Genomic DNA, 20406 nt, shown 5'->3' on the forward strand with positions numbered 1-20406 from the left:
GCTTGTCACGCAAGGGGTTCGGGTGACCAGGTGGTGGCGCTGTAGATGCCTGGTCCGAGTTTGTGGATGAGGCCGTCGTCGGCCCATCGGGTCAGTTGTCTGTACATGGTGTTGAGGGTGATGTCGCCGAAGTGGGCGGCGATGTCGCGGGCTCGCCACAAGCGGGTGGGGTCGGTGGTGAGCAGAGTCAGGATCCGGTGGCGTCGGCGCTGGTCCGGGGCGGTGCGGCTGTCGTGGCGGGACGTGGTCGGCAGCGCGGGTGTTTCGGTGTCGGGCACGACGATGGCGAGGTCGATATCGGTGACGGTGCGGCTGGTGTCGGGGCGTCGGTCGGCGAGGCGCTCGTGGTAGCGCGACATCGGCGATTTGACCTTGCGGGTGCTGACCCGTTGGCGGCGTGGCGGTAGCAGGTGTCCCAGGAACCGGACGCCGATCTGCCCGAGAAAGCCGCTTCCGGTGCCGGTGGGGACGACTCCGTCCGCGGTGAGGACCTGGTCACGGGCGGTGTGGAAAGCGATGGCGAAGCTGCAACGGTCCGGGTCGGTACCCGGACGAGATTCGGCGGCGTCGACCATCACCGTGCGGAGTACCTGGTAGAGGCTGCGCAGTGCCCACATCTCCTGCTCGACACCGACCGGATCGCCCGAGCGCAGGACTCGTCCGGCCATGATCGTGTGGCGCAGCGCGTAGTAGGCGGATTCGTGTTCGGACCGTTGGTGGTAGAGGCCCACCAGCGTCGCCGCGGGGTAGCGGCGGGCGTCGGTCAGGGTTGTCACCAGACGGTAGTCGGCGGTGAACACGGTGCCGTCGATGCAGGTCACGGTAATCTGCGCGTCGATGATCCGCACTCCGATCCCGGCGATGACCGCCAAATACGAGTCGTCGGTCAGGCGGGTCAGGACCGGGATGCGCCGGTTGGCGCGCGCTCGACCCAATACCTCGGCGCCGGTCGCGCGGACCTCGACGAGGAAGTCGTTGCTGTCGAAGCCTCTGTCCCACAACACCAGCATGTCCGGGCGTAGTAGATGCAGCAGCTTGCGCGCATAGCCCGTCTCGCCCAACTCGGTCGGGCCGAACACCGCCCCGATCACCGCGCGGGTTCCGGTCTCCACCAGCGTCATCAATTCCAGCATCGGGTAGGGGTAATGGGCGGTGGCACGCAGCCAGGCCCGGTTCCGGGCGGTGGCGGGCACCTTCTGGGAGGTGCAGCCATCGAAGGACACCATCCGATACCGACCGAACCGAACCCCAGGAGTCGACGGCTGCGCCAACGGCCCGGCCAGCACGTCGAACAACCTGCGCATCGGCGCGACTCCCACCCGACGGCGCAAGTCCCGCAACGCTTTCGCGGTCGGGGCGGGCACGGGTATCCCGGTCAGCGAGGCCGTGAGTTTGTCCCAAACCGCCCGATAACCCACCTCGGGGAACAGGCACATCGCCAGCAGGAAGTAGACCCCGACCCGAGACGGGAGATCACGCAACCGGCGCTGCACCGACCGGGTCTCGACTAGAACCAAGGCCGCGCAGTTAAGGGTTGGGCTCGGTGTGTCAAGCGGGGTGGGGTGGTGAACGAGGACAGCGGAACTGCTGGTAGAGAGGTGTTGTCCGCCAAGACAATCCGCTCGTCCGAGGAGTCCCGCTGTCGGTTCAGTGTGTCATTGATCGTTGTTCGCTGGTAGCGGAGGGGGTGTTCGCGCCGGGGCATCTGGGGGAACTGACCCGGATCGTGTCGTTCGACCTTGTCGACGCGGCGCTGGAGACCTCCGGTGCGGTGGGGTCGCGCGTGCGGTTGTTGCCGTCGCGGGTGGTGGTGTATCTGTTGCTGGCCGGGGCGTTGTTCTCCGGTATCGGGTATCGGCAGGTGTGGGCGCGGTTGTGCGCGGGACTGCCCAGTGGATCGCTCGCGTGCCCGGGTTCCTCGGCGTTGTCCCAAGCGTTGCGCCGAGTCGGGGTCAAACCATTGGCCGCGTTGTTCGACCTGGTCGCCGGTCCTGACGCCGGGGCGGTGCGGTGGCGGGGGCTGCTGGTGTGCGCGATCGACGGCACCAGCGTGTTCGTGCCCGACAGTCCTGCCAATGTGGCCGCCTACGGTCGCCACGGCGGTGGTCACGCCCGAGCCGGATACCCGATGTTGCGGATGTTGGCGGTGGTGGCGTGTGGCTCCCGCACCGTCGTGGATGTCGTGTTCGGGCCGTTGCGGATCGCGGAAACGGCGTACGCGCCGCGGTTTCTGGGATGCCTGCGCCCCGGCATGCTGTTATTGGCCGACAGGAACTTCGCGGTCACGGCGTTGATCGAGCGGATCTCCGACACCGGAGCGGAGCTGCTGATCCGCGCGAAACTCAACCGGTGTGTCCCCGCGATCGCGCGGTTGGGTGACGGGTCGTGGCTGACCCGCGCCGGCGCGGTGACGGTGCGGGTGATCGACGCCGAGATCGCCGTCAGCTGCGCCGGCGGGCCACGCCGGGTCGAGCGGTACCGGTTGATCACTGAACGTTTCCGAGTAGTGGTCTGACGGATCGGTTGCTGCGGCGGTGCTGAAAGATGTTGGGGTGGAACGCGAAACGCGGAACCTCTGGCGTATGAAGGAGGTCCGACTAAAGATCAACTTCACAGAGGTTCCGCGCGTCATGAGTGTCGCATACATCGCCATCCTGCCGTTGCCCGAGTCCACCGTCGCCCACGTCGCGGGCTTGCTGGCCGCGCGCCGCCAGGCCTTGGGGACCCGCTGGAGGGCGTTGACCTGCCTCGAACAGGCAGTGCTGGGGTTGCGGTGGTTCACCGACGGCACCCGTGTCGAGCAGCTCGCCCTGGACAACGCGATCGGCCGCACCACCGCCTACGACAGCCTCCACGAGGTGATCGATACTCTCGCCGCCCAGGCCCCGGCCTTGCACAACGTGCTGCTGGCCGCGAAAGTCGCTGGGCACCAGCACATCAGCGTGGACGGTACGCTCATCCACACCGACCGGGTCGGCCAAGCCGGCCCCACCACCGCCAAAGCCACCTCGGTGCCACGCCGGGTCAAAGTCGACCTCTGGTGGTCGGGAAAACACGGCCGCCACGGCGGGAACATCCAGGTCGTTACCGCCCCGGACGGGTGGCCGATGTGGACCTCCGAGGTTCGTCCGGGACGTGAGCACGATGTCACCGCGCTGCGCGCCCACCCCGAGATGCTGCCCGCGCTCACGGACTGGACCGGTGAAAACCTGCCCGTGCTGGGCGATCTCGGATACTTGGGCGAGGCCACAACGATCACGGTCGCGGTCAAGAAGCCCAAGGGCGGGCAGCTGACCGACGAACAGAAAACGGCGAACAAGGCCCACAACCAGGTTCGCGCGGTCGGTGAGCGCGGTAACGCACTGCTCAAATGGTTCAAGGCATTGCGTCGAGTCAGCTTGTGCCCGTGCCGGATCGGTGCCATCGCCGCAGCCGCGCTGGTGTTGCTGCATCTTCAACACGGCCGCAGCGTCTGACCGTGACACGCCGCTACTCGGAAAGGCTCACTACTCTGACCGACGACAAGCGTTATCCCGCACGAGAATTGGTGGATCTCTATCATCAGCGTTGGGAGATCGAAACCAGTTATTTCGAACTGAAATCGACCATTCTCGGTGGGCGGGTGCTGCGCGCCCGCACCCCGGCCGGGGTCACGCAAGAGGTCTACGCCCTGCTGATCACCTACCAAGCACTGCGCACCGCCATCGCCGACACCGCGCTGGCCGCCCCGGGCTTGCGCCCCGACCGCGGCAGTTTCACCATCGCCGTACACACCGCCCGTGATCAGCTCATCCTGGCCGCCGGAGTCCTCGCCACCACCACGATCGACCTGATCGGCGCCATCGGCCGCGCGGTCCTGTCCAGCCCGCTGCCACCACGACGCCAACGCTCCAGCCCCCGAGTCGTCAAACGCGCCATCTCCAAACACCGCGCCAAAGGCGACATCGACCGCAACATCTATAAAACCCAGATCAGCGTCCATATCCTGCCCGGTTGACAACCGGACAGGAACCTAAACTGCGCGGCCTTGCGACTAGAACCGCGTCGACCAGCTCGAAGGGCACCACCACGGTCAACCGAACCCCTTGCGCCACCAGCGAAAACACTAACTACCCGGCCTTGGGTGAACCTCAACCGACATGGTCCCCCGGTGCTCATCGTTGGCCTTTTCGCGCCGGCTGCCTGGCAAGGTTGGGGGGTGCCAAGTCTCGGTAAGCTTTGCCCTTGCCCATAGCATCGGACTCTGAGACCCTTATAGAGAACCAACCGGTATGGAAGTTAGTGAATGTGTCCCACAGGCATCTGAGATACTTCCAAACGAACCCTGCCACGTATTTGGTGCAAGCATGCGGGCCCGAAACCCATTCGATGCGGAGGGTAACCATGGCTGCGAGTCATACGGCGTTCGAAGCTTGTGCGTGCGACCTCAGGCATGAACGAAGTCGTGATTACAGAGTCGGATCAGGGTAGGCCACTCGAATCGAAGTCCGCCTTGGCGACTTGGTGACGCTTGAGCTGGAGGAGCTCGTATCGGCGGGCTACCGATGGGGAGTGGTTTTAGATAACGCCCCAGTGCTTGAGATGTTCGACAGCGAGTACGAGCCTTTGCAGTCAAATCTGCTTGGCTCTCCAGGAAGCGCCATGTCAGACTTCAAGCGACATCCCCAGGAAAGGGAACCCTCGAAGCCAGGCTGCGACAGCCCTGGGAACCCATGAACCAAGATGCGAGAAAATTGCATTTTTTGTTCTCTGTCAAGTGATCCGTGCGCTCGTCGACTCTATAAATCCGGCTTGTATGGTGAGATCGCGAGAAAAATGATCACTTGAAGATACAGCTCAGTATGCCCGGAACTGGACTCTCCCACCTCCCGACAAGTTATCGAAGGGGTTGACCATGAGTACTGCCCAGGATATCGCCAGCGAAACTAGATTCTATGCCCGCCTTGCCGAAGTCGCACTTAAAGAGAATCCCACTACCGGCTATACCTGGAGCTTGGGTCTTCCTCGGCAGCTCACACTCGTCAAAGATGCATACGTTCCTGATTTTCCGATCCTTGCGGGTAGTGGTGGAACACATATATTCACCTTGCGCTCTTCTGAGGCGGGAGCCTTCGAATTGACCGCTACTCTCTCACGCGCAGGTGGAGAACCGGAAGAGAAGCGCATTATTACTGTGGTCTTCCCGTGAGCAGCACAATCCTTTAGCTGCACGACTCGTCGCCCAACAAAAAGAGGAGTAATACTATGGCAACGACAACAGCACAGGTCGCCATGTCTATGAAAGAATTCGAAGACGTTATGGAGGCCATCGATAGAACGACTCATGCTCGTGTTGCGGCAATCAAGACAGGTTCCTTGGATTGGGAACTTCCTACATACACCCTCCCTCCGAGTGTTCGGGGATCCGATCCCGCTGATGTACCTCCGGAGGCGAAGCAGGTGGCCGAGGCATACGTGGGAGACGAAAAAAATTCTGTTCAGAAAAACTCCGACGACACTCAAAGCGATCTCAAGAGGCGTGCAAGTAACCAGATGTCGCAGGAAGAATACGTAAAACTCTTGAATGAAGAATTCGCGGAGGATGAAGTCCGCTACCACGAACAACACGAACGCCTCAAAAATAATCTGATTCAGATGGGAGAGCGGTTCCCGGAGCGGCGATCCGCAATTGCCCATCTATACCATAATATAAGCGTATTTTTCTCCGGTCTATGGGGGAGGATATACAACGCCATAATGGATATGGCCCAAAAGGTTGTTGAATGGCTCAATAAGGCCGAGGAGTGGTTCTTGGGCTGTTTGGCGGAAATCACAAATTGGTGGCGAAATATCTTTGGCTAACCTCGATCTTTCGCGGGGCGGACGTGCTGGCCTGAGCGGTTTCGGATTGGGTATTTCGATCGTAGTTTCCCGGTCATGGGTGCGGCAGGCGGCCCGCGCAGCGGGCTGGCTGCCGGGTTCCACGAGCTCGGATAGTGCGATCTTCCTCGGTCGAAGGGATAGGTTCGTCGGTGCTCAGCCGGGTTGCAGTCGCACAGCCGCGCTGGTGAGCAACTCGGTTCATGGCGCGTGTCGGGCCAGGTGAAGGCGGGTCTTGCGGGCATGGGCGGCGATACGTCCAGCAACGGAAAACAACCGCAGTCGAAGGGTTTTCGGTTCCCAACGGCGTGCGTGATGATCGTGAAAGCCCAGGTTTTGACACCATGCGGTCAAGTCCATCGCGAGGGCGATCAACGCAAGCCAGATCCGGTTGGCGTCGAACCCGTAGAACGGAAGATTTCGCAGGCCAGTGTCTTTCGCGTTGCGGATCCGGTCCTCGCAGCGGGCCCGTCGGCGGTGTCGCAGTTCCAAGTCAGGCAGTTGGCCTCGGCTGGTGTTGGTGACGAACGCGGTCAACCGCAACCCGTCGCAGTCGGTGAACCGCAGTTGAGCGCCCGGATGCGGGCGCTCTTTCCTGACGATAAGTCGCATTCGGGGTGGCCAACCGACCAGCTCGGTGATGCCGGTGACCTCGACGACCCAAGCCCCGTCACGCACTTGGCCGTCGGCGTCGTAGGCCGGAGTCCAGTCCCGGGCGTTGAGGTGGGTGTCCATGGCGGTGACGATGTCGTCGGTGAGGGTGAAGCCGATCGAGTACTGGAGTCGGCGGCGGTGGCAGTAGTCGAGGAACTCACGGGTTCCGCCACCAGAATCAGCTCCCACCAGCACATTCCGGCCGACTCGCCATGACAGCTCGCCTGGCAGCTGGGCCAGGGCCTCACGCAGAACGTGTTTGTGGTCGGCGGCAGTATTGGAACCTGCGTTGCCCGGACGTAGCATCGGCGCGGCCGGTTCGCCGGTGCCGACGGGTCCGTGATCGATGAACGATCACAACGAGTGGAATCCGAAGCCGCGCTTGAATGTTGGTGCCGCGTTCTCCTTCTCCGAGTGCGCGTCGGTCAGCGACGCGTCCAGATCAATGATCAACGGATTGCGGTTGCTGATGCCGTGATCGGGGGCGTTGGCTCCTGCCAACTCCCAGGCCCTGGCTCGTGCTCGTGCGCGGGCAGATGCGATGGCGGCCAACGCTTTCGGTGCATCGGCGGCCATGGCGGTGATCGTTCGTGACACTGTCGGGTCCGAGGCCACCAACCCGAACATGGCGGGCTCTGCCCGCAGCAACGCCAGATCCGAAACGCAATCACCACCGACCGCGAGCATGACGGCCAGATCCAGCACGATCTTGCCGGGGTCGTGAACGGTCACCGGTTCACGCCAGCCCATCAGCTGTTCGGACAAACTGGTGGTCAATCCTGTTTTCTCGGCTGTGCGGAGCAGTAGTGTCGCGCCTGCGTATGACACCAGTCCTGACCCGTCGCCGTCGATGACCATCCGCGGGTAGGGCGATATAGACTCACTCACCAGAAAGGTGCTCCCGAACTCGATACTTTCTTCCCTCAGCAAGAAGAATTATCGCAGGTCAGAGCACCTTTCGCCATTTCGGTGGGACACTGCCACCTGGCTCGATGGAGGGTCGGGAGCTGGCGCGGTGACTGAACAGCGGTAGGTGATGGAGCCATTGGTGGCCAGGCGGTTTCCCGCCGGTCGTTCTTCGCCATCACCGTGACTGCCCGTGATCCCGTCTCCAGCTCCCGCCACATCAATCCGTGCATGCGGTTCTCCCGCACACGGCTTACCGACGCCGTTCACCGCCGGCCTTCGGCGTCACCCGCCAGGCCCGAAAGGGCCTGGGCGCGACCACAGTTCCGTCAAGACGGATCAGTCCGAGCTGGTTATCGGACGCGAAGGCAATCACCCAGCGCCCGAACCCACGGCGACGTTTGTGCTTCTTCGCGAGAAACCCCGCGATCCGCATCACCGCATAGGTCCTGATCTTCTCGAAACGCTGCGACGAGTTCCCGTAACGGAAATACCCCGCCCACCCCCGCAGGAAAGCGTTGATCTCCCCCACGATGCGTTCCACCCGCAACACCGCCCGATTCCGGCCGGTCATCTCCCGGATCCGGTCACGGGCATGCTGCATCGCCTTGTCTGCGGGCCAACGAGCGAGGAAGGCAACCCCTTTACCGCCGGTGCGTCCTTCCGCACGCACCCACCGATGATGAAAACCCAGAAAATCCAGGCCCTCACCGCCCTCGGTCACATGCACGATCCGGGTCTTGGCGGCCTTCGCTTCCAAACCCAGCTCCGACAGCAACTGCCTCAGCCGCGCAAGCGCGGCTTCGGCCTGCTGCCGGGAACGACACATCACCACGGCATCATCGGCGAACCGGACCAACACACCATGCACACGCACATCCCACGCCCGGTCGATCCGGTGCAGATACACGTTGCACAACAACGGTGAAATCGGCCCGCCTTGCGGAGTTCCGCTCACCTCGCGCCGCACCACCCCATCGCTCAACACCCCGGCACGCAGCATCGCGCGCAGCAGTCCGAGCATGGCGTGGTCGCTGACGCGTTCCTCGACTGCCTGCATCAACTCCTCATGCGGAATCGCCGAGAAGCAGTTGGCGATATCCGTTTCCACCACCCACCGTCGTCCCCGCCATGCCTCGTCCACCAGGACCTGCAAGGCATCGTGCGGGCTGCGTTTCGGGCGGAACCCGAACGAACAATCCGCCATGTCGGCCTCGAAGATCGGCTCGAGCACGATCTTGGTCGCCGACTGCACGATTCGGTCACGAACCGCGGGAATCGATAGCGGCCGTCGCTCTTTCACTCCAGGCTTGGGAATCCACACCCGGCGCAACGGCAACGGCCGGTACGTTCCCTCCCGCAACTCGCTGGCCAGCTCATCGAGCAACCGGTCGATGCCGTACTGCTCGATCTCGGCCAAGGTGGTCTTGTCGACACCCGGTGCACCGTTGTTCGCACGCACCGCGACCCACGCACGCCACAGGACATCCCTGCGGAAGACCTTGTCCCGCAACGCATGAAACCGTCGCCGGGGATCGACCTTGGCCGCCCGGTACAGCGCATGCTGCAAAGCTCGAACCGGATCCGAATCGGACCCCACCGTGGCGGAGCTAGCCATAGAAGGCGCTCACCAGGCCCCTCTCCATCAGTCATGACGCATCGACGAAGCAGCGGTCCTTCCCTCACCGACGGTTCTGTTGTCCGCTCGGCTCAATCGGTACTACGACCGCCTCCGACTCCCTTCCGACAGGCCACCCGTTTCCCGAGATCATCGGTTATCGGACACCACCCTCCGGTGACATGTTTCCGCAGGTCACCGGGCCGGGGAGGGTCTCTCCAGTTCCCGCCGCCACTTTCGATACGTTCCACGCCCCATACGCCGGAGAGTTCTTCAGCACCTGCATCTCCAGGTCTTCGGTGCCTTCCATAGCCTTCACCGTGATTTCGGCGGCTCGGCACTCTCTTCACCCACCCCTCACCGGGGCAGACCTCTAACGACGCCGCAGGCTTCGCTTCATGCTGCGGACCGCATCTTCGCTTCCCCTTCAAGGGCTTTCGACACTGGGCTCCGACCCCACCCGTTTCCAGGCGAAGCCGCCAGTCTGCTACCGGGCCACCTGGCAGCTACCCGGACCGGACTTCCACCGGCAAGCGACGACGAGCTTACGAACCAATCACCCATCAGAGGCGACCTCCTGTTCAGCTGGACGCACGAAAGATTGAGGCTAACCCTTCGATTGGACTCGATCACCATGTCGCGGTAGTAGGGCCGAGGGCCCTTTTCCGCGAGGACGAGGGTCCTCGGGACGGTCTCGGGGGCAGGTCCGCCGACGGGAACAAGCAGGCCACCGGCCACCTGAAAGACACGACGCCGATTGCTCCCCGCTGTTCGCCCCGGATGAGGGCGAGGCGGAAGAACTAGGAGCCGAAGGCTTCGCCCCAGGAAGGTGGGTGGTATTCGCTTCCGGTGTTCTCGGATGCCGACGTGCCGGGGACCTCGGTGCCGACAGCGCGCTGCCCGACTTCGTCGCGCCGCGGATCCGGGGACGGTGGTGGGCCGGTTACCGGTTCACGGATCACGTTGGTGATGAGCTCGCCGAAGGCGCGCGGGTGGTACATGAGCCAGGTGTGCCCGCCGGGCACGGTGATGGTGCGCGGGTCACCGAGAGCGGTGTGCAGCGACATGAAGGCGGATTCCGGTATGACCGTGTCTCGCTTGCTCCACACCACGAAGATCGGGAGCCGACGTTCGGCGAGCGCGGTGAGTTCAGCGGCCAGGTTCGCGGTTCGGGCGAGGTGGGCGACTTCCCACACCGCGGTCGGGTTCCGCAGCAGGTTCGGCACCGCATCGCGCAAGATCACCGGTAGGACCCGGGTCACTTGGCGGCCGGGGAACAAGTCGGCCTGCAAGTGCAGGCCCCAGTCCCACAGCGGACGTTCGCGCATCGCGCGTACCACGCCACGGCCGTCGGTCCAGGCCGAACCGCCGATGGAGTTGACGAGGACGAGCCGCTCGGCGAGGTCGGGCAGGTCGTGGGCGGCTTTGATCGCGACGCCGCCGCCGAAGGAGTGACCGACCACGGTTATCGGTCGGGGCAGCCCGATCGTGTCGGCGAAATGGTCGACCCACCGGGCGTATCCGGCGAGGGTTCGGTGCTCGACGGGCAAGCTGGCGGTGCCGCCCAACCCGGGAAGCGCCGGGCTGTACACGCGCATTCCCATTCGGATGAGCTGTTCGAGTGGGCGGGCATAGGCATGTCCGCCGAGTCCCCAGCCGTGCAGGAAGAGCACACCAGGACCCCGTCCGCCGACCGCGTAGCGAGCGGTGCGGCCATCGACGCGGATCGACCGCCACCGCAGCCGAGGAGAGCGGCGCTCAGGCTGCCGCTCCTCCTCTGCCTTCGCCGCGTCGGGCACTGCGGCAGGTTGGAAACGCTGAAGAGAATCTCGCCGCTGGGGCATCGGAACTCCTGACGTCGTCTCGACCGCGCCGTGGTTCATGTTCGCGAACGCGAAATTACCGACGATTCCGCGTTCGCGGGCACCACAGGAAGCGCGCTGGTCTGTATCGAGAATCGCTGATCGCCCTCTCCCGCAGGTAGGGCGCAACGTCCGCAATGCCCGGGTCACGGGTCTGTCGATCTCGGGACTTTCGGCATCCGCACCTGATCGCGACCCGCCGCTGCCGCCCGGACGAGGCCGGGGACCAATGGCACGCGTCCCGGCGACGATCGGATCTGTTGCCGACGCGGGACGTCAGCGAACCTGACAGAAGAAGTCGTCAGGAGGTGTTCGATGTTCGATGATCGCGGTGACGCGGGCCGCCGGTTGGCGGCGCGGCTGCGGCCGTTGCGCGGCGAGGACGTGGTCGTGCTCGGACTTCCCCGCGGTGGCGTGCCGCTCGCCTTTGATGTGGCGCGGGCGCTGGAGGCGCCGCTGGATGTGATCGTGGTGCGCAAACTCGGTGTGCCGCACCAGCCCGAGTTGGCGTTCGGCGCGATCGGCGAGGATGACGTCCGGGTGATCAACGACGTCGTTGTGCGGCGAGCCGGGCTCACCGAGCAGGAGATGGCCCCGGTCCAACGACAGCAGCGCGAAGAGCTCTCGCGGCGAGTCGACCGGTTCCGGGGCGCACGGCCACGGATTTCGCTCACGGGCCGCACCGCGGTGATCATCGATGACGGCGTCGCCACCGGCGCCACCGCCCGCGCGGCCTGCCGGGTCGCACGGGCGCACGGCGCGGCGCGGGTCGTGCTGGCCGTTCCGGTCGGCGCGCGTGACACGCTCGCGGCATTGGCGAAGGACGCCGATGAGGTGATTTGTCTGGAGACATCGGTGTGGTTCTCCGCGGTCGGCCAGTGCTACGTGAATTTCGACCAGACCACCGACGACGAGGTGGCAGACCTACTCCGGCGTGCCGCGGTCGGGGTGGCGGCGCGGCAGGCGGCTGCGGGCGATGATCCGCCGCTGCGCGATGACGAGGTGCGCGTGGTCGCGGCGGGCGTCGAACTCGTGGGGCATCTCACCATCCCGGAGAATCCGATCGGGGTGGTTGTGTTCGTCCATGGCAGCGGCAGCAGCCGTCACAGCCCTCGCAACCGTTACGTCGCCAAGATTCTGGAGCGAGCGGGACTCGGCACCCTGCTGTTCGATCTGCTCACCCCCGCCGAAGAATTGCACCGCGCCAACGTCTTCGATATCGATCTGCTGTCCCAGCGGCTGGTCGACGTCACCGGCTGGCTCACCGGCCAGGACCAGATCGAGGGCCTGCGCATCGGCTACTTCGGGGCCAGCACCGGCGCCGCGGCAGCGCTGCGGGCCGCGGCCGACCCGCGAGTGCGGATCGCCGCGGTCGTCTCGCGCGGCGGGCGACCGGATCTGGCCGGTACCGCGCTGGCGCATGTCCGGGCGCCGACACTGCTCATCGTCGGCGGCCACGACCACCTCGTCCTGGAGCTCAACCGCCAGGCTGCCAAGGCGATGTCATGCGAGAACACGCTGGCCGTTGTGTCTGGTGCGACGCATCTGTTCGAGGAACCGGGCGCGCTGCGACACGCGGGCGAACTCGCCCGTGACTGGTTCATGAGTCGAATGGCGCCCGCCGGAGCAGGAGGTTGAATCATGCACGCGAATCCAGGGGACTGGTTGGTCGTGGAGGGACGCGCGACCGTGCGTCGCGGGTTGATCGAGGAGGTCCACGGTGCGGACGGCGGCCCGCCGTTCTTCGTACACTGGTTGGATAACGGACACCGCGCGCTGATCTTCCCGGGACCGGAGGCGTACGTTCTGAGCGCCGAGGAACTGCGAGCCCACGAATCCGGCTGTCACTACCGGAAGATCGGCCTATCGGAACCGGTCGACCGACAAAGGCGGCCTTGATGCTGGGCGGCTATCTCGAAAAGGCACTGCGTATCCCGATGGCCGCTGCGGACGCGCTGCACACTGTGCTGTCGGACGCCGCGGGCCGTCCCCGCGCGGTGTGGTCCGGTGGCGGGCGCGTGCACGTCGCGGTGCGCGGACCGGCGCCGGAGCGGATCGAGGCGTTCGCCGCGGAGTTGGCCGAGCGGGTCGGCCGCGTGTCCGGGGTGGCCTGGGCATGCCTCGATACCGGGTGCGGGCGTCTCGTAGTCGCCGGAGAGTCTTCGGATGAGCTGGACGAGGCAGCCATCGTCGCAGCCGTGGAGGTGGCGGAGGCCGCGGTCGGTGCCGAGGGCCCGTTCACCGCCGCTGTCACCGCGCATCCCACCGACAGGGCCGCGGTGGCCTGGTACAGCGTGGCGGTGGTCGCCGATGTGGCCGCGATCGGCGTCGGGGCTGTCCGCTCCCTGCTGCGTCTCCCGGGGCGTTCGGCGCCGATCGAGCTCGCGCCCGTTATCGCGTTCGTGCAGAACCAGGAGCGGCTGCGCGGCCCGCTGGAGCGACGGTTCGGTGCGGTCGAGGTGGATTTGTTGCTGGGTTTCGCCGCTACCACGGCCGCTGCCATGGAACGACAACTGCTCAGCCCCGCCGTCGATCTCGTCCACCGCGTGCTGCTGCTGCGGCAGGAACACTCCCGCGCACAGACTTTCGCGCAGGTAGAGCCGGTGCTGTACGCGACCGCGCCACCGCCACGTTCATTGCCGGAGCACCCAGGGCCGCGACCTGTTCCGCTGCCGCCGGGCCCGATCGAACGCTACGACGAGCGAGATCTGATCGCGACGATGGCCGCGGTGCTGACCACCCTTCCGCTTTCCCATCGGAGGCGGGAGGCGATCGAGGTGCTCAGCGCGGGGGTCGCGAAGGCCGCCAGGCTCGGTCGCGAGGCGTTCGCCGCCGGAGTCACGGAATATCTGGGCCGCTGCGAGGTGCTCGTGGTGCGTACGCAACCCTTGCGATTGCTCGACCAGGTCGACCGCCTGGTGATCGATATGGACCTGCTCGGCGACACGTCACTGCCGCAGTTTGCGACGGATGAGGACATCGAGGTCGTCCGGTACGAGCCCAAGTCCGCGGCCGAGCAGGGTGACGAGGAGCTCGCTGGGCTGGTCGCCCGGCTGCAGCGGGAAGGCCACGTCGTCGCCGTGGTCGCGGACGGCGGCGAGGCCGCGCTCGCCGCCGCGGACTGCGGCCTCGCCGTCGAGGCACACCCCGAGCATCCGGTGCCGTGGCATGCCGACCTCATCGCGGTCGACGGGGCGGTCGGCGCCGCGGCCTTACTCGACGCCTGTCGGCTGGCCCGGAACATCAGTCGGCACAGCGTGCTGCTGGCGCTGGCCGGGTCGGCGGCGAATGCGCTCATCATGCTCGGCGTCCCGGCGCCGAGGTGGCGTCGAAAGGTGCCGCACGTCTCCCTCGGCGTCGACGCGGCTGCGCTGGTCGCGTTGGCGCACGGACGGTTGAGCGCGTCACGACTCGTAGCGCCGACATCGAAGGCGCGGGCGAGCAACGATTGGCACCGCGTTCCGGCCACCGAGGTGCTCACCCGGTTGGGTAGCAGCGCCGAGGGTCTGACCGCGGCCGAGGCCGACTCCCGCCGCCCGCCGCCTGTCACCGGGCCGAGTACGCCTCGGAGGTTGTTGCTGGAACATGTCGTCGCCGAGCTGCGCAACCCGCTCACGCCGGTGCTCGCGGCCGGTGCCGCGCTGTCGGTGGCCGTTGGTTCGGTACTGGACGGGGCCATGGTGGCCGCGGTCGTATTCGCCGACGCCGGTATCGGGGCGCTGCAACAATTCGAGGCCGACCGGGCCATCGCCGCGCTCGATCAGGTCGCCGCCCAGCGGGTGCGTGTCCGCCGAGACGGGACCGAGCGGCGCGTTCACGCTCGAGAACTGGTTATCGGCGACATCATCCGACTCGGTCCCGGCGAAGGGGTGCCCGCCGACTGCCGCCTGGTCGAGGCCGATGGCCTGGAGATCGATGAGTCCGCGCTGACCGGCGAGTCACTGCCGGTGGCCAAAGTCCCGACGCCCATCGACGCGCAGGCGCTGGCCGACCAGAGATGCATGTTGTTCGCCGGCACCGCCGTCGCGGCGGGCCGCGCGGGGGCGGTCGTGGTTGCTGTCGGGGCTGACACCGCCGCCGGACAGGCCGCCCGCGGCGTCACATCGCCGCGCACCGGGGTGGAGACCCGTCTGGAGGCGTTGGCGGCGCAAGCCACCCCGATCGCGCTCGGGGCCGGGATCGTCACCATCGCCGCCAACCTCGCCCGGGGCGACCGCCCGCTGGCCGAGACGTTGGCGACCGGAGTGAGCCTCGCGGTCGCGGCCGTTCCGGAGAGCCTGCCGATTCTTGCCACCGCTGCCCAGCTGGCCGGGGCCCGACGCTTGGCCGGACGGGGTGTGCTGGTCCACAACAAGCGAGCCGTCGAGGCGCTCGGCCGGGTCGATGTGCTGGGTGTGGACAAGACCGGCACCCTCACCCATGGCATCCTGCGCGTGACCATCGTGCATGACGGACGCGAAGAGTGTGCCCCGGACCAGCTCTCCGACAGGCACCGGCGAATTCTCGCCACCGCCCATGCCGTGGCGGCGGCGACCCTGCCGCGGCGACGACGCCAGGGCAGCACCGACGACGCGATCGTCACCGCCGCGACCGCCGCGAAGCTGGCGGAGCCCCCAGTGGCGCTGAGCGAGCTGACCTACGAGTCGGGCCGGGCCTACCACGCGGTCTCGGTCCAGGACGAGGGCGGAGTACGACTGAATGTCGTCGGCGCTCCCGAGACGATTCTGAGCTGCTGCGCCTCCTACGAACACCCCGTCTCGGGGCCCGTCGAGATGGATCGCGGCCGCCGGGGTCGGCTCGACGGAGTGGTGGAGGAACTTGCCGGAGACGGCGGCCGGGTACTCGCCGTCGCATTCCGCCCACTGTCCGAGTCACCGGACGATGAGTTGTCCGAAGACGACATCACGGGCCTCGTCTTGGCCGGTTTCCTCGTCCTGTCCGACCCACCTCGCGCGCACGCCGCGGCTGCCCTGAAACGGATCACCCTCGCCGGTGTGCGGCCCGTGTTGATCAGCGGCGATCACCCTGCGACCGCCCGTTGGCTCGCCACCGAGGTCGGAGTGCTGCCAGCGTCCGACGGCAGCACCGGCGTCGTGACCGGCCCCGAGCTCGATCGCCTCGATGACGACGCCCTCGACACGATGCTGCCCGGAGTTTCCGTCTGTGCCCGGGTCACGCCTGCCCACAAGGTCCGGTTGGTGGCCGCATACCGCAGGGCCGGGCACTGCGTCGCGATGACGGGCGACGGTGTCAACGACGCGGCCGCGATCCGCCTCGCCGACGTCGGCATCGCCCTCGGCGGCGGGCGTGGCACCGAAGCGGCCCGCCACGCCGCCGACGTGGTGCTCGTCGAAGACCACATCGGCAGCATCGTCGACGCGCTCATCGAGGGCCGTGCCCTGTGGGTGGCGGTCCGCGACGCGGTCGCGAACCTGATCGGTCACAACTACGGCGAGATCGCGGTGATCGCCGGTATCAGTCTGCTGACCGGTAGGACCCCGCTCACCGCCCGCCAAGTGTTGCTCTGCAATCTGTTCACCGACACGATCCCGGCGCTGGCCATCGCCATGCGGCCGGTGCCGGACCTCGATCCGGCGCGGCTGCTCGCGGAGGGACCCGACCGCTCGATCGGCCCGATGCTCACCGAACGGATTATCGTGAACGGCATAGCCACCGGCTTGGCGGGCGCGGGCGGCTATGTGGCCGCCCGCCTCACCGGGTCCATCGAGCGGGCTCGGACCGTCACCCTGTTGAGCATCGTCGGCGCGCAGTTGGGTGAGACCGCGGTGCTGCGGCCTACCGACCCGGTCGTCACAGGCGCGGCCGTCATATCCGCGGCGGCGCTGCTCGGCATCGTCGAGATCCCGGGCGCGAGTCAATTGTTCGGATGCCGACCCGTAGGTCCCGGCGGCCTGCTCATCGCCGCGACCGCCGCCACTGCGGCTACCGTCGGCACACTGCTGCACACCGCCGTGCCGTCATCCCACCGGCGGCCGGCTCTCGATACACGAACATCGTCCGGCACGGCTTCGGCCACGCTCACGCGCTGACTTCCGTCGCGACGATAAGGCGTTCGAGTTCAACGAGGGGGGTGATGTATCCGTTGGCCTCGTCGACGGTGAGTGGCCGAGCCGCTCGCCGAGCACGATGGATATCGCCCGGGGTCGGAGAGGATCCACCGCACCTGTTCGGCGGAGCAGCTGTCGTAAACCGGGGCCGCGGCCGGCGGCGTGACAGCCTGAGAGTCGGTCGCGACCTGTGGTTTTTGACGCCGTAACCACTCACCCGCTATTTTTTGGACAGGAAATGACACGCACGGTCACGAAACAGTGATGAGCAGCGGAAGCTGGGTATGAACATCACAGTAGGGTGGGACGTATGAAAATTCTTCTCACGATCGGTGTCGCGGTCCTGGTTCTCGTGGGAATCACCAAACTGCGCAAGCGTGCAGACACGGATCTGTGGCACAAGGTCACTTCTCGCTGAACAGCCCTCTCGGGGGACGCGGGGCCTCAGCTCAATTGGCAGAGCACTGCCTTTGCAAGGCAGGGGTTCGGGGTTCGAGTCCTCTGCGTGCCTCGGATACCCTGCGGCCCCCAAGATATGTCATCGCGCAGTTCGCGTTACCTCGCATCGTGGTCAACTGTTGCGGCTGGCTGCTGTCCGAATGGAACAAGCTGCTGAGCGATCTGGAAGCGCTGACCGACGCGGTGCGAAAGGACCACGATGGCCGTCATTGCGACCCTGACGGCGCTCGCCGAAGTTCAGTGAGCGCCGTCAGCATCCAGCCCCCGTCCAGCTACTCGCCGTCAACATGCCAAAAGCATTCACACACAATGATATACAGAGCAACTTCGGGACCCGAATCAACCTACGCTAGCGCCCAGCATAACCAGTACATGTACTCGTACACACTTTCGCACCAATCTGGTTGCCTCCAGGCGATCGAGCCCCGTCTCGCATACATGGCGTCGACCAGCGAAAACACCATCCGAACTGCGGCAACTCTTGCCGCATCTGCCAACTTGCGACAGCTGTGCCGACACTGCGAAGAGTTTGCTGACGGGGGTGATCAGCGATGATCGCGCCAACCATCCCGCCGCACCTGCCCTGGGCCGCGTCCCTGCAGTTCAGCATCCACTGGCTACGCCACACCACACTCACCTGGGTCGAGCGCGAATACAGCTACGCCGTCGCCCGCGCCTACGCCGGACACTCCACCGCGCCGAACACGGCCACCGGAGCGACGCTGACCTACGTCCGGGCCGGTCTCCCGGAAGTAGCTCACGCACTCTCGACGCTGACCGGCGAGCCCCATCCGAAGGCGGCCACCGATCTACACCCGCTGTCAGGAGAGCCGAAACCACCGGTCACGGGCGCCGAACGGTAGGCTATGCCCCCATGAACGCGCATTCCTCGCGTATTCGCTGCGATTTGCGTGTCAGAACATGTACTTCATCTCGAACTCCCCGGGATCGTCGACGCCCCGGTGGCGTCTCTCATCACGAACGTCGGAGCCGTCGACCATTCTCGGACATGCCCGCCGAAAATCTTCCACCACCGGGCACCGACCTGGCTGGATCCCGCTCCGGGAGAAATCCGCCGGGGTGGATTCCGCTGCCGCTGTGTCGAATTGGTTCGGCCCCGTTTGTCGCAGGCCGAACCGGGCATTACGTCGGTGGGCGCCACAATCCAACCCGCCGAAACGAACCGCAGGAGTCGAAATGAGAACCTACGCCAGCAACACCCGAAGAATTCGCGGCTCGCGCGGGACAAGCCTGGTCGGTGTCATCGTATTCGTGTGGCTCATCATCGGCGTCATCGCCGGTGCCCAACGCGACTACTACGACAGCGCGCCGACCAACTGCGCCAGCACCGGGACCATCGCGGTCACCATCATCGCCGGGCCGCTCAACTACCTCGGCATGAATCCCAAGGTCGAGGACTGCAACGTCGACGCCCCGCAGCCCAGCCCGTAACCATCGGTCGCGCAACGGCATTCAGCGAACAGCCTGACCGAACGCGCCTTCTCGACGTACGCGGCATGGGCGAGGCCCACGGTCGCAACCTCGAGCCGTTCCGCAGAAACTATTCGATGACCTGCGCGTCGGAGGGCTTGCCGTTCTTCACCGTGGACACGATGACGCCGCGACCGCATACCGAGGGCAGGATGAAGACCTGGGTGCCGTCGCAGGTGAATGTCAGTCCGGACCCGAGGAATCGGCACGTCCTTGGCCGCGCGCAGTGAATGCAATACCGAGTCGGGCGTGAAATCACCCGGCACGCTCTGCATCGCCCGGACGAGTCCGAGGACGGGCTGGTAGCCGGAGAACGCGAAGCCGTAGATGTCGGTGCCGGGCGCGTACTGGGCCATCACGGTGCGGAAGGTGACGGTATCGGGGTCGTTGGATGTCACGTCGTTGGTGGAGAAGATGTAGGCGCCCTCGACCGCTGGGCCCGCCGCCTCGATGACGTCCTGATCCGCGCAGGTGGAGGTGACCAGTTTGTCGGCTGTCGCGTCGAGCGCGCCCATCACGCCCAGGACCGAGGTGCACAGGGTCGAGTCGCCGACGATGTCGACCGCGTCCGGATTCTGCCCGAGTGCTGTGCTGACCCGGGCCGTCGTATCCGGGGGTCGCGACAGGTATTCCGACGATGGTGAGTCCGACGCCCGCGCCCTGGAAGGCGGGATCGGCGAGGATCTTCACACCGGTGACCACCGTGCCCGCGTCGACCACGAACATCAGAACCTGTCGGTAGCCGCGTTTTGCCGCGAATTTCGCCGCACCGGCGAAGGTCGCGGGGATACCGCCGCTGAGCACGAATGATTTGTCGGTGGTCATCTCGCTCGCGGTCGGTCCGACCGAGGTGACGTAGGGAATGCCCGCCGCGGTGACCACCGGCACGATCGCGTCGCCCTGGCCGCTGGCGGGGGTGACCACCGCGCTGACCCCGGCCGCGACCAGCTGATTCGCGCAGTCGCGCGCGCTGACCGGGTCTTCCTTCTCCTTGCAGACGATCAGTTCGATGGGACGTCCCGCGACACCGCCGAGATTGTTGTTCACGTACTGGGTGGCGGCTTCGGCGGCCGGACTCGCCGAACCGTCCGACGGTCCGCGACTGCTCGTATACCTGACCGCGACCACCGCCGGGGGCACCGACCGTATCGGTGCGCAATGCGGCCTCGTCGACGCCCTCGACCGCCTCGGCCACACCCCCTGTGTCGAGACGGTCGAGGCGATGTTCGATTCCACCGTCTACTCGTATCTCCGTGAACGATGCGCGGTGACGACAAGCAGGTTGAGCCCGGCCTTCGCGCGCGAACGGGCGATCGAATGTCTCGACGATTGCGAATCCGGGACACGGCTCGTCGGGATCACCCACGCCGACCTGTCGATCCGTGAGGTGCGTGAGCGCCTCGGCCGGATCGCCGAGGATCCGACCGAGGACGACGACAACCGGCAAGCCGCGCGGAATCGAATCTTTTTGGATCACTGACATGTTCGA

At 65.8% G+C, this 20406-nt stretch carries 15 protein-coding genes, 1 tRNA gene and 2 pseudogenes; 13 read left to right on the top strand and 5 right to left on the bottom strand.

What is annotated here, in order from left to right; translation table 11 throughout:
• Positions 1-5 precede the first annotated feature (5 nt).
• The gene (locus OG225_RS15260) at positions 6-1517 is read right to left on the bottom strand and encodes a transposase domain-containing protein (RefSeq protein WP_405182255.1); all 1512 of its coding nucleotides are present in this window, start codon (positions 1515-1517) and stop codon (positions 6-8) included.
• Positions 1518-1687: 170 nt separating this feature from the next.
• Here OG225_RS15260 and OG225_RS15265 point away from each other — a divergent pair, with 170 nt between their 5' ends.
• The 6 genes from OG225_RS15265 (at position 1688) to OG225_RS15290 (ending at position 5841) form a co-directional block, all read left to right on the top strand.
• On the top strand, positions 1688-2515 hold the full coding sequence (locus OG225_RS15265; protein WP_405182256.1) for a transposase domain-containing protein: 828 nt from the start codon (positions 1688-1690) through the stop codon (positions 2513-2515).
• Between the two features lie 115 nt (positions 2516-2630).
• Positions 2631-3476: a transposase family protein gene (locus OG225_RS15270; RefSeq protein WP_331758801.1), complete on the top strand. Its 846-nt coding sequence runs from the start codon at positions 2631-2633 to the stop codon at positions 3474-3476.
• 2 nt (positions 3477-3478) lie between these two features.
• Positions 3479-3997, top strand: a complete 519-nt coding sequence (locus OG225_RS15275; protein ID WP_405182257.1) for a transposase — start codon at positions 3479-3481, stop codon at positions 3995-3997.
• A gap of 482 nt (positions 3998-4479) precedes the next feature.
• Entirely contained in the window at positions 4480-4716 is a 237-nt protein-coding gene (locus OG225_RS15280) for a protease inhibitor I42 family protein (RefSeq protein WP_405183278.1), read from the top strand.
• Positions 4717-4894: 178 nt separating this feature from the next.
• Positions 4895-5188 (top strand): protease inhibitor I42 family protein, encoded by a 294-nt coding sequence (locus OG225_RS15285; RefSeq protein WP_405182258.1) that lies wholly within the window; start codon positions 4895-4897, stop codon positions 5186-5188.
• 56 nt (positions 5189-5244) lie between these two features.
• Positions 5245-5841 carry a hypothetical protein gene (locus tag OG225_RS15290; protein ID WP_405182259.1) on the top strand — a complete coding sequence of 199 codons (597 nt, stop codon included), beginning with the start codon at positions 5245-5247 and terminating at the stop codon, positions 5839-5841.
• A gap of 219 nt (positions 5842-6060) precedes the next feature.
• Here the strand turns inward: OG225_RS15290 and OG225_RS15295 are convergent.
• From OG225_RS15295 to OG225_RS15305, 3 genes and pseudogenes are all read right to left on the bottom strand, one after another.
• Positions 6061-7401, bottom strand: a pseudogene (locus OG225_RS15295) (IS1380 family transposase).
• Positions 7402-7672: 271 nt separating this feature from the next.
• The gene (gene ltrA, locus OG225_RS15300; RefSeq protein ID WP_405182260.1) at positions 7673-9037 is read right to left on the bottom strand and encodes a group II intron reverse transcriptase/maturase; all 1365 of its coding nucleotides are present in this window, start codon (positions 9035-9037) and stop codon (positions 7673-7675) included.
• Between the two features lie 800 nt (positions 9038-9837).
• Positions 9838-10836 carry an alpha/beta fold hydrolase gene (locus tag OG225_RS15305; RefSeq protein ID WP_405182261.1) on the bottom strand — a complete coding sequence of 333 codons (999 nt, stop codon included), beginning with the start codon at positions 10834-10836 and terminating at the stop codon, positions 9838-9840.
• 378 nt (positions 10837-11214) lie between these two features.
• Between OG225_RS15305 and OG225_RS15310 the strand changes: the two genes are divergently transcribed.
• From OG225_RS15310 to OG225_RS15335, 6 genes are all read left to right on the top strand, one after another.
• Complete coding sequence (locus OG225_RS15310) at positions 11215-12537, top strand: phosphoribosyltransferase family protein (RefSeq protein ID WP_405182262.1); 1323 nt, start codon at positions 11215-11217, stop codon at positions 12535-12537.
• 3 nt (positions 12538-12540) lie between these two features.
• Positions 12541-12798 (top strand): DUF1918 domain-containing protein, encoded by a 258-nt coding sequence (locus tag OG225_RS15315; RefSeq protein ID WP_405182263.1) that lies wholly within the window; start codon positions 12541-12543, stop codon positions 12796-12798.
• On the top strand, positions 12798-16949 hold the full coding sequence (locus OG225_RS15320; protein ID WP_405182264.1) for a cation-translocating P-type ATPase: 4152 nt from the start codon (positions 12798-12800) through the stop codon (positions 16947-16949). Before OG225_RS15315 ends, OG225_RS15320 begins: the two co-directional genes overlap by 1 nt.
• 456 nt (positions 16950-17405) lie before the next feature.
• Positions 17406-17497 (top strand) — tRNA-Ala (locus OG225_RS15325).
• A 480-nt stretch (positions 17498-17977) separates the two neighbouring features.
• Positions 17978-18289 carry a hypothetical protein gene (locus tag OG225_RS15330; RefSeq protein WP_405182265.1) on the top strand — a complete coding sequence of 104 codons (312 nt, stop codon included), beginning with the start codon at positions 17978-17980 and terminating at the stop codon, positions 18287-18289.
• Positions 18290-18623: 334 nt separating this feature from the next.
• Positions 18624-18878 carry a hypothetical protein gene (locus OG225_RS15335; RefSeq protein WP_405182266.1) on the top strand — a complete coding sequence of 85 codons (255 nt, stop codon included), beginning with the start codon at positions 18624-18626 and terminating at the stop codon, positions 18876-18878.
• Here OG225_RS15335 and OG225_RS15340 read toward each other — a convergent pair.
• Positions 18815-20045, bottom strand: a pseudogene (locus OG225_RS15340) (ABC transporter substrate-binding protein). The gene OG225_RS15335 and the pseudogene OG225_RS15340 sit on opposite strands and share 64 nt — an antisense overlap.
• Here OG225_RS15340 and OG225_RS15345 point away from each other — a divergent pair.
• The gene (locus OG225_RS15345) at positions 19927-20397 is read left to right on the top strand and encodes a hypothetical protein (RefSeq protein WP_405183545.1); all 471 of its coding nucleotides are present in this window, start codon (positions 19927-19929) and stop codon (positions 20395-20397) included. The pseudogene OG225_RS15340 and the gene OG225_RS15345 sit on opposite strands and share 119 nt — an antisense overlap.
• The last annotated feature ends 9 nt before the right edge of the window (positions 20398-20406 follow it).

The sequence above is a fragment of the Nocardia sp. NBC_01377 genome, from assembly GCF_045040005.1.
In the GTDB taxonomy this organism is placed as follows: Bacteria; Actinomycetota; Actinomycetes; order Mycobacteriales; family Mycobacteriaceae; genus Nocardia; species Nocardia noduli.

Excerpts from the sequence above, each read along its gene's own strand:
- OG225_RS15270 (WP_331758801.1), top strand. The coding sequence starts at position 2,631 with ATGAGTGTCGCATACATCGCCATCCTGCCGTTGCCCGAGTCCACCGTC.
- OG225_RS15285 (WP_405182258.1), top strand. The coding sequence starts at position 4,895 with ATGAGTACTGCCCAGGATATCGCCAGCGAAACTAGATTCTATGCCCGC.
- OG225_RS15290 (WP_405182259.1), top strand. The coding sequence starts at position 5,245 with ATGGCAACGACAACAGCACAGGTCGCCATGTCTATGAAAGAATTCGAA.
- ltrA (WP_405182260.1), bottom strand. The coding sequence starts at position 9,037 with ATGGCTAGCTCCGCCACGGTGGGGTCCGATTCGGATCCGGTTCGAGCT.
- OG225_RS15310 (WP_405182262.1), top strand. The coding sequence starts at position 11,215 with ATGTTCGATGATCGCGGTGACGCGGGCCGCCGGTTGGCGGCGCGGCTG.
- OG225_RS15315 (WP_405182263.1), top strand. The coding sequence starts at position 12,541 with ATGCACGCGAATCCAGGGGACTGGTTGGTCGTGGAGGGACGCGCGACC.
- OG225_RS15320 (WP_405182264.1), top strand. The coding sequence starts at position 12,798 with ATGCTGGGCGGCTATCTCGAAAAGGCACTGCGTATCCCGATGGCCGCT.
- OG225_RS15330 (WP_405182265.1), top strand. The coding sequence starts at position 17,978 with ATGATCGCGCCAACCATCCCGCCGCACCTGCCCTGGGCCGCGTCCCTG.
- OG225_RS15335 (WP_405182266.1), top strand. The coding sequence starts at position 18,624 with ATGAGAACCTACGCCAGCAACACCCGAAGAATTCGCGGCTCGCGCGGG.
- OG225_RS15345 (WP_405183545.1), top strand. The coding sequence starts at position 19,927 with ATGGGACGTCCCGCGACACCGCCGAGATTGTTGTTCACGTACTGGGTG.